Here is a 12,996-nt window from a genome sequence, read left to right on the forward strand (position 1 = left end):
GATCATGAAGGGCATGGATGTTGCTGTAACAGGAGGACTTGGATTTATAGGTTCACACCTCACAGATGAACTACTCAAAATGGGAAACAGGGTCACTGTAATTGATGACCTCTCAAGCGGGAAGAGGGAGAACCTCAACGACCCGGAGCATGAAAATCTTGAGATAATAGAGGGGAGTATCAATGACGTGGACCTTGAGTCTGTATTCATGGATAAGGATTACGTGTTCCATCAGGCAGCCCTTGCAAGCGTCCCTGAAAGTGTGAGGGACCCCCTGAGGTGCCATAGGATTAACGCCACGGGAACCCTGAAGGTTCTCCTTGCTGCCTGCAGGGCCGGAGTCAGGAAGGTTGTGAATGCCTCAACCTCAGCTGTCTATGGTAACAACCCTGAAATGCCCCTCTCTGAGGACGCAAAGCCCATGCCCCTCTCCCCCTACGCAGTATCCAAGGTCACAGGGGAGTACTACTGCAGCGTATTTGAGGACTATGGCCTTGAAACCGTTTCCCTCAGGTACTTCAATGTTTATGGTCCCAGACAGAGACCCGACTCCCAGTACGCCGCCGTCATCCCCAGGTTCATAGACGCCCTCCTCCAGGGCAGACAGCCGGAGATCTATGGCGACGGGGAGCAGAGCCGGGACTTCATCTATGTGGGGGATGTTGTGAGGGCCAACATCTTCCTTGCAGAGTCACCTGAAACCGGCGTCTTCAATGTGGCTGGTGGAAGTGCGGTTACCGTTAACAGGCTATTTAAGATAATATCCAAAATCCTTGATTCAGATTCAAAACCAGTGTACCTTGCTGAGAGGCCTGGGGATGTGAGACACTCCCTTGCAGACACCTCAAGACTTGAGTCTGCAGGCTTCATGCCAGAGGTTGAACTTGAGGATGGACTCATCAGAACTGTTGAGTGGTTCAAGGATGAAAATGAAATATGAACCTCCAAGATGGGATTACAATGAGCCATGCCAGAACCCTCGCAAAAAATACCCTGTTTCTCCTCACAGCCACCATCTTCACCAACTTTGCGGCCTTTATCTGGAACGTCTACCTCGCAAGGTACCTTGGCAAGGAAGGTTTCGGTATACTCTCAGCGGCACTTGCCCTCACAGGCATATTCAGCATACTGGCTGACCTCGGGATGGGGACCTACATTACAAGGGAGATTGCAAGGGACCCGGGTAGGGCCAGGGAACTTGCATCTGCTGGACTTGGTAACAGGCTGATCCTTTCACTAATTGTCCTGGTTATGATAATCCTCTTACCTGTAACAGGTATCTACAGGGGATCGGCTGCTGCGGTTATAATGTTCATAGGGGGTTACATGCTTGTTAACGCCTTCAGCTCATTCTTCAACAGCATGTTTCAGGGCTTCCAGCGGATGGAGTATCAGACAATCTGGAACATTCTCAACAGTTTCTTCATACTTATAGGGGTTCTCTCGGTAATCTGGCTGGGGGGTAGTGTTGTACATGTTGCCATCGCCTACCTCATTGCAGCGATTCTCTCTCTCACCTACTCAGTCTTAATATTCACAGGACGCTTTTTCAAACCAGGCGTGGCTTTCAGCTGTGAACTGATAAGAAAAGGACTTCCATTTGGTATAACCAGTGTATTCTACCTGATCTACTTCTGGATAGACTCTGTTATGCTCTCATTCATGAAGGGTGATGTATCCGTTGGTCTCTACAGTGCACCCTACAGGCTTCTCACAGTCATAAGCTCTCTCTATACAGTATATCTGCTGGCAGTCTTCCCCATAATGTCCAGGTTCCATGTTGAGAGTTCCGATTCCCTCAGATTAACCTACAGGAAATCCTTAAAGTACCTGCTTATACTCGCGATACCCCTAATATCCATGGTTTTTACACTGGCAGGGCCCATAATAGAACTGATATTCTCATCAGAATACCTTGACTCTGTACCTGCATTACGGATTCTCATAACTGCAACCACATTCATGTTTGTAAACGGAATAACATCAAATCTTCTGGGTTCAGCCGATAGACAGGACACGGTTACACGTGTCACAGGTGCTGGGGCGCTCTTCAATGTAACCGTTAACCTGATACTAATCCCGCGCTTTGATTTTGTTGGGGCGAGTGCCGCTACCGTGATGACAGAATTTCTGATGATGATCCTCTTCCTTAAGGTGGTGAGGGAAATGGATTATGGTCCTTCAGTGGAAGATATCCTGATGGGCTGGAAACTTCTTCTTCCAGCCATTGCCTCTATCCTCATTCTTTTAATTCCAGCACATATTATACTGAAGGCGGCCCTTGCCCTGCTGGTTTATGTGGCTGGAATCCTCCTCACAGGGGCCATTGACCATGTTGACAGGGCAATAATGAGGTCAATAATCAGGGGCTAAAAGAGTCAGATCTCAACACAATTGTAAGGGCTATGTCTTAAAATCAAGTATGTAGGATCTTACCTCATCAAGTATGTCACCTGCATAGTATGATGAGAGTATCGCCCCCAGTACCGTCACTGACCAGAAGGATATGAGGCGATCAACGAGGGCTATGCTACCCGCCAGGAAACCTGGCACCCCAAATAAAACAAAGAGTCCAGCCATTGAAACCTCCATGGAACCCATACCACCAGGGAGTGCTGATAGTATTCCTATGAGGTTTGCAAGGAGGAATATAATGACAACCGCAGAGAATGGTATCTCAGTACCGAAGGATATGAAGACAAGGTACAGCCTCAGGCACTCCATGAGCCACGATAGAAGTGAGAGCCAAAATACAGCTCCAAGTGCCCTGAAGCTGGAGTAGGACCTTGTGTAACCTATCATATCCCTTATACCTGATGTGAGTCTGGCGTAGAGTTTCTCCAGGGTCTTCTCTGAGACTGGGAGTCTTTCAATGACCCTGTGTATTCTATGGTAGATCCTCAGGCTCTTCTCCTCCCTCCAGTTGACAAGGTATATGATGTAGGCTATGAGGGCCGAGAGAAATGCTCCGAAGAGGGCTATTATCCTTATTTTCGGCACGAAAACTGCGGCGCCAAATAAGAGGAATCCTCCTATTCCAATATCAAAGAATCTTTCTGTTAAACCTGCTGATAGGCCCTCTGAGAGGTCTGTGCCATTCAGTTTTTTGCCTGCAACGGCATTCATGACCTCACCGGCACTCCTTATGGGGCTGAGGTTACCTGCAAAGAGGCCTATGGACTTCACAGTAAAGTTGGTCCCGATCCTCCAGGGCTGATCTATCAGCACACCCCACCGAAGCCCCCGCACAGCCACAACTCCAAGGTGGATTAGAAATGCCAGGACTATCAGTCTCCAGTCTGCCATGCGTACTGCCCTAAGAACCTTGAGGGGGCCCATCCATAGTAGGAGGGCCAGAATGAGAAGCACACTGAGTATAAAGAAGTAAATTTTTTTCATGAAAACCATCCCATGCCCCATAAAGACATATGCCAGGTCAGTTCATGGCAGGTGATAATTTCCTGAGGAAAAGTCTTATAACGAATCTTATGTACCGTATCACATCAGCGGTGCCGATGTAGGACTTCTCATCCCCATACTTGCATGTTACCGGGACCTCGGCTATTCTAAGACGGTGCCTTGATATTTCACATAATGCCTCGGATTCATATACATAATCATCGTAGGGTATGTCAACTATCAGCTGGGCGTATTCAGATGAAATTGCCCTGAAACCGCTCTGACTATCTGTTATACTGTAACCGGTTGCAAGCCTCAGTATCCATGTTGTTATCCTGTTTGATAGCTGTCTGTGGAGGGGCATCGTATGGTGGTTGCTCCTTATAAATCTTGAGCCAATGATGAAGTCCCCCCCATTAACAGCCCCTGCAAGGCGGGGTATCAGGGAGGGATCATGCTGTCCATCAGCGTCCATGAAGACGATGACATCATATGACCCCTTGAGTGCCTCATGTATACCCGTCTTTAGGGCAGCACCCTTACCCATGTTCTCAGGGTGCCTTACCACCGTTGCACCGGCCATCTCTGCAAGTTTCCCTGTCTGATCCGTGCTCCCATCATCCACCAGTATAACATCCCCATGTTCAAGGGCACCCCTCACAACCGACTCAACGGTTCTCTCCTCATTGAATGCAGGTATAACCGTGACTATCCTCATTCAACCACCATCTTCCACAAGGCCCTTAAGTGTATCCTCAAACCTGTCTGTTATGATTTCCCAGTCGTTGGATTCAACGAACCTCCTTCCCCTCATTCCCTCCTCCTGGAGTCTGTCTGCCAGTTTAACTGCAACCTCAAGGGTTTCCTCCGGCCTCTCAATGTAGTGTATACCGTTACCCTCACCGAACTCCATGAAGATACCGGGGAGCCTTGTGGCTATCACAGGTTTTGCCATTGCAAGGTACTCATAGAGTTTTATGGGCACTATGTCCTGCATTATCTCCTCATCAATGTATGCTGGCAGTATGCAGATGTCAGAGGCTGCAACGAAGGAAGGTATCTCTGTGTAGGGCTGTCTACCTGTGAGTATGAGGCTTTCAAGGTTGTTCTCATCCCTTATCCTCTCAAGGTCAGCGTAGGCATCGCCATCCCCCACCACCATGAGCTTAACGTTGGGGTACTCCTCACGCCTCTCTGCCATGGCAGCTGCAAGTTCCCTGAGCCCCGAGAATGTGTAGAGGAATCCCATGAAGAAGAGCAGGATGTCTGAATCCTCAACACCATACCTCTCCCTTATATGGGAACCGTCGAGGTTCGGGTCGAACTCTGCAAGGTCTATGCCCGCGTCTATCACCGCTGTCCTCCCGGCGCCGAGTTCAACTGCAAGCTGGTCCAGCTTCCTGTTTATGGTGAGGACCATGCTGGAGTTCTCAATCGTCTTCCTCATGAGAAGCTTCCCGAATCCCTGAAAGGCCCTCTCAGGTATGAGGGTGTAGAGGACATCTATGAGGTAATAGACAAAGGGTATTCCCCTCCTCTTGGCCTCCACAGAAGCCAGGTATGAGTTGATAAGGCCGAATCCCACAATGACGTCCGGTTTGAATTCCCTGAGCTGTCTCCTTATCTCCCTCCCATGGGTGAATGGTATTGAGAGGTAGTCAAGTACAGGGAACTTCAGGTGCCCTGGCCTTATAACGTCCACATCTGCGTCCTCCCTGACCTTATGGACTCCCCTGTAAACCCGCCGGGGGTTCCATAGTCCCCCTGAGTCGTCCTTCCTCCAGTCGATGGGGTAGTCTATGACCCTCACCTCATGGCCCCTGGCAGATAACCTGTCAAAGAGGTGGTGCTGCTGGTGGGGATTCCTCTCTATCCAGTCAGATTCCTGTACAACGAGTATCCTCATGGGTGATCAGTCCAGTGGAGGGGGTGGTCCTAGAATTCGGCGCTCCCCTTTATGAGTTCCCAGTTTTCCCTGAACCACTCATGGGTCCTCTCAAGTCCCTCCCTGAAGGAAACCTTTGGCTCATAGTCCAGGAGCCTTCTGGCCTTCTCTATTGATGATAGCAGCCTTGTCTTGGCATCCCAGTCCCTTCGTGGCCTGTAGACAACACCTGCAGGGTTCTCTGTCAGTTCATTTATTATGGTGGCCATCTCAATGACCCTGTGCTCCCTGCCTGATCCAAGGTTTATCGCCTCACCTACAGCCTCCTTCCTAACACCCATGGCCATGAGTCCGCTCACGATGTCCTCAACGAAGGTCCAGTCCCTTGTCTCTGAACCGTCACCTGTGATTGGGAGTGGCTGCTGGTTCATGGCCCAGTAGAAGAAGTTTGGTATGACGTTCCGGTACTTGCCGGGCACCTCACCGGGGCCGAAGACGTTGAAGAACCTTGCATTGACTATGGGCATGTCATAGAGGTTGTGGAAGTAGTTGGTGTAAAGTTCCCCCAGGAGCTTCGTGACCTGGTATGGTGTGTGCAGTGATATCGAGATGTCATGTTCCTCGAAGGGTATCTTTGAGTCCAATCCATAGACACCGCAGCCTGAAGATGAGTATACGAACCTTTCGACGCCCACGAGCTGCGCATACTCCAGTACCTTGAGTATTCCAAGGCCGTTCACCAGGAGGTCCTTCTCAGGGTTGTCCACACTGTTCTGGTTGGCGAAGTGTGCAGCCAGGTGGAAGACGTACTCAGGCCTCTCCCTGAATACACGCTTGAGAACCTCATCGTCCAGTATGTCACCCTTCACAAACTCTATATTCTCATGTACCGGTATGTTCCATTCGTAGCTTGATGAGAGGTTATCAAGTATGATAACCCTTGCCCCATTCTCTGCAAGGCGGCCTGAGAGGTTGCTTCCAACGCAGCCGGCTCCACCGGTTACAAGTACACATTTACCATCATAAGCCCTGAATTCATCCATAAGAATCACCTTCCATTTAATGGTCATCTGTAGTGGAGGATCATCCTCCTCACAGAGTCAAGTATAATGCCCGTGAACATGAAGAATGTTCCAAATAGGGTGAGCATGACAGCCACTATTGTGGGGCCCATATTCACGCTCACACCGGTTATGTAGTCCCTTATGAATATAAGAGTCAGGACAGCCCCTGTGATGCCTATCAAGATGCCAGGGAGGGTGAAGTAGTAGAGGGGCCTTTTGAGTTCAATGTCCCCTATTATCCTCAGGAGCACAGAGACACCGTGGCTTATAGGGTTCCTGGTGGACCCATCAACATCGTACCTCACACCAACCTCCACCTCCACTATCCTGAGACCCGCCTCGGCTGCATCTGAGAGCATCTCACTCTCAACCACAAAGCCGGGGTCCCGGAATCTGAAGTGAGGTATACTGTCTGCTGAGAAGGCCCTGAAACCACTCTGTGTATCGGTTATCTCAAGGCCGGTGGCGATGTTGGTGGCCCTGTCAAGTATCCTCTGGCCCACCCTCCTGTACCTCGGGGTGTTCTCATCCCTTCCATGAAGGTAGCGGCTTCCGTTCACGATATCAGCCTCACCCCGCAGTATGGGCTCCACAAGTTTCGGTATCTCAGCGGGGTTGTGCTGGCCGTCGGCGTCAAGGGTGACCACTATATCTGCATCTGCAGCCTGAAAACCTGTCTTGAGGGCAGCACCCTTACCCATATTCTTATGGTGCCTTATCACCCTCGCCCCCGCCATCTCGGCCACATGTGCCGTCCTGTCAGTGGATCCATCATCAACCACTATAACCTCATCCACATGCTCCCCTGTGAGGAGCGCCACCGAACCTATGGCGACCTCCTCATTGAAGGCAGGGATCACAGCAGCTATCCTCATCTTCAGTCCTCTATCCTGTAATACCACTTCATCCACTCAACGGTGCGCCTTATACCCTCCTCAGGTGGGACCTTGGGGTCGTGTTTGAGGTCCCTCTCAGCCTTTGAGAAGTCCATTGTCTTGACCTTGGTGGTGAAGGGTTCTGACTCCTTGTAGGTGACTATTGAGTCATCTATACCCACGGCCTCAAGGACCATGTCAGAGTACTCCTTTATGTCGTGCTCCCATTCCCTGCGTCCGCCAACATTGTAGACCTCACCCGGTATGAAGTTGTCCACTATATTTGCAAATGTCCTCACAGAGTCCTCCACATAGTCTATTATTCTCCTGTGCCCCTTGTAGACCGTATATGGCTTCCTGTGGAGGGCGTGGTAGATGAATATGGGTATGAATCCCTTATAGGGGGAATATGTCTCATGGGGTCCGTAGCAGTTCACCGGCCTCACACGGACTGTCTCTGTCCCGAACATTTTGGCCGAATTCATGCACATGAGTTCACCTGCCCACTTGGTGATGGCGTAGTCGTTCATCTGGTAGGTGTCACTTATAGGGTTCTTGACCATCACGTCCTCACTCATGACACCACTGTAGTCACCGTAGACCTCTGCAGAGGAGAAGAAGATCATCCTGAAGCCCAGTTTCTCCTGCATCCTCAGCATGTGCTTTGTACCTATAACATTGGTCTTCCAGAGGTTCTCATAGTAGTCCTCACCGTTCCACCTTCCGTACTCAGCCGCCAGGTGGTAAACGTAATCAAATTTATCGTCCTCAAATATCCTTTCAACCTGCCTGTACTCCCTTACGTCTGCCCTCATGTAGTCCTCACGTTCGGTGTGCATGAGGTCAACCGCCAGGACCTCGTGGCCCCTATCTCTGAGTTCATTGACAAGGTTTGTGCCTATGAATCCGGCGCCGCCGGTTACGAGTATCCTCTGAGTCTCCATATCAGCATCACTCCTTTTAATGAATGATTCCATATCAGAATAAGGCTACTATCCACGTCAAATCTGAACTAATATTGATCCATGTCATATAAATACTTGAAGAGATGGTCAGCCAGTGGGCTATGTGACCCGTGACTCCTCTACAAATAGGAATAATGAAATGGACGGGTTCACATCCCCCCTTATTACACCTAAAGATGTAATCCCTGGAAGCACACCCACAAACTCAGGGTCTTATCTTCTCTGCGATTGCAATTCCACCTCTGGAGTATATAACCCTGTATCCAGCTGGTAGTTGTGTCTGCTCTGTGTTGAATATATAGTAATCAGGGCTCAGATCACAGAAGTATTCTATGCACATCTCCATTTTCTGGGGATGGAACCTTCTTGTAAAGACATAATCCCCAAGGTACCATGTGAAAGCAGGGCCCCTGTCTGATGCCACAACCTTATCCTTGAAGAGGGGATCATGACTCATCAGCCAGCTGGCCGCCTCCTTTTCAGCATCAACAACAGCATAGTGTTCTGGCATGCCCGCCATGTAATAGAATGCAGATGAGAGCATCAGCAGAACAACCATAGATGAGAGTGCATCTGATGCATGCCTCCACCTGACCAGTGCTGATAACTGGTTGATTGAAAGTGAAATACCATAAGCAACTGCCGGGAGGGCTGTTATAAGGTACCTGTCAACCTTAACAGGATGGAAACTGTGCATGGAGAGGTACGCAAGGAACCAGACGGCCATTGCAAGGTCAACGTATATTTTATCTTCCCCTCCCGTTATCCTGAGGATTGAAAGGGCCCATATGACTATCAGGACCTCACCGAGCACAAATGATATTCTCCCGAAAGTCAAGATGAATACTACTGAAACCAAAAGGAATACTACTTTTTTATTGGTCTGTGCAGATAATATGATGTCCCTGTTTCTCCACAGAAGCACTGAGAAACCCCCCAGCAGGAGGGCGAGGATGATGAATGCTGTGGGTGATGGCCCTGCAAGGGATGGATTTATCACCTTCAGATAATCACTGGATGGTATGGCCGAGATGTACTCTGGGATGTGTTTGAGGTAGTAGAGGCTGTCAACACTGTATCCCGGGTTTATTGACGTTGCTGATCCTGTTGCAGTACCCGTGAACTGTTTTATAAATGGGAAGGGTGTTTTAATGTTTCTGTAGAAGAAGTACCCGAATGGGAGATACAGGAGAAGGCCCACTGCGATTCCCTTCACAATGTCAGATAACTTTGACCTAATGTTGGGGTCAGTGAATATTATAAGGCCGATGGGGAGGATCATGAGACCCGCAGTGTACCTTGTGAGGAATGCCGCCATTGCAACCGGAAATGTGAGATAGTAGAAGCGGCTGTCGCGTCTCCTTCCAAGAAGGGCCAGGTAGACCGCCCATATGGAGAGTGCTATTGAGGGCACATCCAGGGCCCCGGTGGCAGCCCATGATAAAACAACACTGAAGGATGCAAAGGAGATGCTTCCTGCAAGGCTCTCCAGTTCACTGAATCTGATCCTCAGGAGGAGGTACATTCCAATGACCGCGGCGACGTAGAAGGCAGATGCAACTGCAAACACAACCTTCTCACCAGTAAATCCCAGCCTGAAAAATATGGAGATCACAGCCGGGAGGAAAGGTGGAAGGTAAAGCGCATCACCGGGTCCAAGGTGGGCCATCTTCATTGCATTGTTAACATAGAGGAATATATCCCAGTAGTATATACCGACACTGCTCTGAATTTCAAAAAGAATTAGAGCTATTATAATTGCCACAAATGTAACGGCTGAAATAATTTTTCTGTCGCCTGACATAATTACAACCTGTCTATTGTTTTTAACTTCAATGCCATTTATCAGATATCACGGCATACTTATGATCGGCCACCTGCCGATAGACACTCTCAAAAACCGATGATATGAATTCAGGGTCAAATTTTTTTGCTGATGGATCAAAAAGATTTCTTTTTTCTAAGACGTTTCTTATACCCTTTCGCAGGCCTTCCACTGATGGTTCCGTAATAATGCCATCATGTTCATCCATCCACTCAGAGATCCCACAGCGGGACGTTACAACTGCTGGGGTGCCGCAAGCTATTGCTTCTGCTGCAGCATTCCCAAAGGATTCATATTCCGAAGATGATGGAAGTACAAATACGTCAGCAGCGTTGTAGACCTCAAATTTCTCCTTGCCATAAATGGGTCCTGTTAAAATTACTCTTTCCTCAACTCCAAGTTCTCTAATGAGTTTCAGCAGCCTCCCCTCATAGTGGTCATCCGGTCCTGTTATCACAAGAACAGAACCCTCATTGATCTCCCTGAATGCCCTCAGGAGCATTTGAAGTCCCTTCCTCTCATGAATTCTTCCCAAATATAGTATGATTTTCCTATCTTCAAGTCCCCATTTTTCTCTAAAAGTCCCCTTCAATGGTTTCTCAGGTATATCCACAGGGTTGGGTATTTTTATAATGGATTCAGGTTTAAGTTTAGGGTAAACCTGGAGGTAGAATTTTGATTCTATATCTGATGTTGCTATGATCCTGGAAGCCCCGTACATTACCCTGTTACCTGCTATTAAATCAAATAATCGTTTAAGCGTTCCTCTTGACATGGTAGGTACTGATCCATGGGGCTGAACGATGTATGGAACATTCCTATTTGCTGCCAGCATCGATACAGCCACCGCAAGAAACGTTCTATGCTCATGTATATGTACAATGTCAAAGTTATCAATCTCCCTTCTGGCAGTGAGTGGTAGCTTAAGGGGAAGGGGAAGGTTCATATTTCCAGCAAGGTACAGGGATAGATTCCTGAAATAGTATGTCTTTATACCATCAACATCAACAGGTACATCTGTCGCTACGGAAAGCCGTCTCTTGAATCCGTCTGTTGTGTAAACCGTGACATCATGACCTGCTGCAACCTGCCTTGATGCTAGATCATAAACTGAACGTGGAGGACCGCCTGCCTCCCATGATGGCTTAAAGTATGGTGCAACGTGAAGTATCTTCAAGATTAAAGCCTCCTACTGAATCAGAGATGAGTAACAGATAACCATCACAATACAGTTAAATAGTATGCAACATAAAATGGGTTTAAGTTGTTCTTCATTTAAAGATTTCTGAAAGGTGATTTTTATTAGGGTTATTATTCTTGCTGCGGGTGTTGGGAGTAGACTGGGTTATGGAATACCAAAGGCACTCGTTGAACTGGCCAATGGTAAGACAATAATCGACCAGCAGATAGAAAACATCACACAGATAACCAAACCTGAAAACATCAGAGTAGTCCTCGGATACAAGGGACATCTCCTGGAGGAACGATACCCCGACCTCGAATTCATCTACAACCACCGCTACGCAGAAACAAACACATCCAAGAGCCTCCTCATCGGACTGAACGGCATAGACGACGACGTAATCTGGATGAACGGAGACGTGGTCTTCGACCCCCAGATACTGCAGATGATCATGGAAACCCCATATAAAAACCTCATATGCGTTGACAACAAAAAAGTCGGAGAAGAAGAGGTCAAATACAGCCTCAACACTGAAGGATTCATAAAAGAACTCTCCAAAACCGTCAGCAAACCCCTAGGCGAAGCCGTGGGGATCAACAGAATTGCCCGGAACACCGTGCCAAAATTCATCCAGGCCCTAAAGGAATGCGATGACCAGGACTACTTCGAAAGGGGCGTTGAAATACTCATCGAAAGTGGTGAAAAATTCAAACCCCTCAACATCGGAGAAAAGTTCTGCGTAGAGGTTGACTTCCCAGAGGATCTCAGAGAGGCAAAAAGATACTTCAGGGAGACCCACAGATGAAGGTCACAGTTATCGGAGCAGGAAGCTTTGGAACAGCCATATCACAGGTTCTAGCTATGAACACCGATAAGGTCCATTTAATGGCACGCAGACCCCAGATCGCTGACACCATAAACAAAAAACATGAAAACACAGCATACCATCCCGGAGTAAAACTCAGGGAGAACATAGAAGCAGTCCTCATGGACAGGACTGAAATTATAGACGAATCCGAATACATATTCCTGGCGGTGCCCTCAGGCAACCTCCGAAAAATACTGAGATCCCTCGAATCCAATCTGGAGGATAAAAAGATCGTATCCTGCATAAAAGGAATAGAACATCCCAGCCTGAAACCCATGTCCTCCGTCATCCGCGAAGAGACCGGATCCTCAAGAGTTTTCAGCATATCCGGACCCAACTTCGCAGACGAACTCATAAGAGGCATAACATCAGGTATAACCATTGGCGCCGATGCCAGCTACCTAGACGAGATTTCAGGGCTTCTCAGGGCCCCAGGTATTATCCTCGATCACTCAGAAAACATTGAGGGGGTTGAGTTCTGCGGGATACTCAAGAATGTGTACGCCGTTGCCATGGGTATACTGGATGGGCAGATAACCGGCGAGAATCACAGGTACTCTCTTTTAACACTATGTTTCAGGGAGATGACCCGTATACTCAATGAGATGGGTTACGGCGAACTTCATGACAGGTTCTGTGGATTCGGAGATTTCTTGCTAACAGCATCAACCGATAAGAGCCGTAACAGGACCCTTGGCCTGATGCTGGGCAAGAAGATGAGACTCAGTGAGGATTCAACCATAACCATCGAGAGCCTCCGTTCAATAAGGGCCATAAGGGAACTTACAGATGATATTGACCTTCCAGTGCTCGAAATGGTCCACAGGACAATGGAGGAACCTGAAAAAGTTAACACCTACATAAGGGACTTTCAGGATAAAATCTTTAGAGGCATGGAGTTCTAAAAAGGATCCGGTATATCAAAACGGAGG

12 protein-coding genes are annotated in these 12,996 nt (G+C 48.4%); 4 read left to right on the forward strand and 8 right to left on the reverse strand.

The annotated features are described in order from the left end of the window. The first annotated feature begins 4 nt into the window (after positions 1-4). Entirely contained in the window at positions 5-940 is a 936-nt protein-coding gene (locus tag QFX30_RS00985; RefSeq protein ID WP_300486949.1) for an SDR family oxidoreductase, read from the forward strand. A gap of 20 nt (positions 941-960) precedes the next feature. Beyond that, complete coding sequence (locus QFX30_RS00990; protein WP_300486952.1) at positions 961-2,373, forward strand: flippase; 1,413 nt, start codon at positions 961-963, stop codon at positions 2,371-2,373. Positions 2,374-2,403: 30 nt separating this feature from the next. On the opposite strand, the gene QFX30_RS00995 is transcribed toward QFX30_RS00990, so the two are convergent. The 8 genes from QFX30_RS00995 to QFX30_RS01030 form a co-directional block, all read right to left on the reverse strand. Continuing rightward, positions 2,404-3,399: a UPF0104 family protein gene (locus QFX30_RS00995; RefSeq protein WP_300486955.1), complete on the reverse strand. Its 996-nt coding sequence runs from the start codon at positions 3,397-3,399 to the stop codon at positions 2,404-2,406. 37 nt (positions 3,400-3,436) lie between these two features. After that, positions 3,437-4,117, reverse strand: coding sequence for a glycosyltransferase family 2 protein (locus tag QFX30_RS01000; RefSeq protein ID WP_300486958.1), 681 nt, complete (start codon positions 4,115-4,117; stop codon positions 3,437-3,439). Beyond that, positions 4,118-5,305: a glycosyltransferase gene (locus QFX30_RS01005; RefSeq protein ID WP_300486961.1), complete on the reverse strand. Its 1,188-nt coding sequence runs from the start codon at positions 5,303-5,305 to the stop codon at positions 4,118-4,120. A gap of 29 nt (positions 5,306-5,334) precedes the next feature. Further along, positions 5,335-6,327, reverse strand: a complete 993-nt coding sequence (locus QFX30_RS01010; RefSeq protein WP_300486963.1) for an NAD-dependent epimerase/dehydratase family protein — start codon at positions 6,325-6,327, stop codon at positions 5,335-5,337. 23 nt (positions 6,328-6,350) lie between these two features. Continuing rightward, positions 6,351-7,223: a glycosyltransferase family 2 protein gene (locus QFX30_RS01015; RefSeq protein WP_300486965.1), complete on the reverse strand. Its 873-nt coding sequence runs from the start codon at positions 7,221-7,223 to the stop codon at positions 6,351-6,353. A gap of 2 nt (positions 7,224-7,225) precedes the next feature. After that, entirely contained in the window at positions 7,226-8,167 is a 942-nt protein-coding gene (locus QFX30_RS01020; protein WP_300486967.1) for an NAD(P)-dependent oxidoreductase, read from the reverse strand. Between the two features lie 226 nt (positions 8,168-8,393). Next, the gene (locus tag QFX30_RS01025; RefSeq protein WP_300486969.1) at positions 8,394-9,992 is read right to left on the reverse strand and encodes a glycosyltransferase family 39 protein; all 1,599 of its coding nucleotides are present in this window, start codon (positions 9,990-9,992) and stop codon (positions 8,394-8,396) included. A gap of 28 nt (positions 9,993-10,020) precedes the next feature. After that, positions 10,021-11,190, reverse strand: coding sequence for a glycosyltransferase (locus tag QFX30_RS01030; protein WP_300486971.1), 1,170 nt, complete (start codon positions 11,188-11,190; stop codon positions 10,021-10,023). A gap of 115 nt (positions 11,191-11,305) precedes the next feature. Between QFX30_RS01030 and QFX30_RS01035 the strand changes: the two genes are divergently transcribed. Both QFX30_RS01035 and QFX30_RS01040 read left to right on the forward strand, forming a co-directional pair. Further along, entirely contained in the window at positions 11,306-12,001 is a 696-nt protein-coding gene (locus QFX30_RS01035; protein ID WP_300486973.1) for an NTP transferase domain-containing protein, read from the forward strand. Next, positions 11,998-12,969, forward strand: a complete 972-nt coding sequence (locus tag QFX30_RS01040) for an NAD(P)H-dependent glycerol-3-phosphate dehydrogenase (RefSeq protein WP_300486974.1) — start codon at positions 11,998-12,000, stop codon at positions 12,967-12,969. The genes QFX30_RS01035 and QFX30_RS01040 overlap by 4 nt, the downstream gene beginning before the upstream one ends. Positions 12,970-12,996 lie beyond the last annotated feature (27 nt).

Source organism: Methanothermobacter sp., from assembly GCF_030055435.1.
Classification (GTDB): Archaea; Methanobacteriota; Methanobacteria; order Methanobacteriales; family Methanothermobacteraceae; genus Methanothermobacter.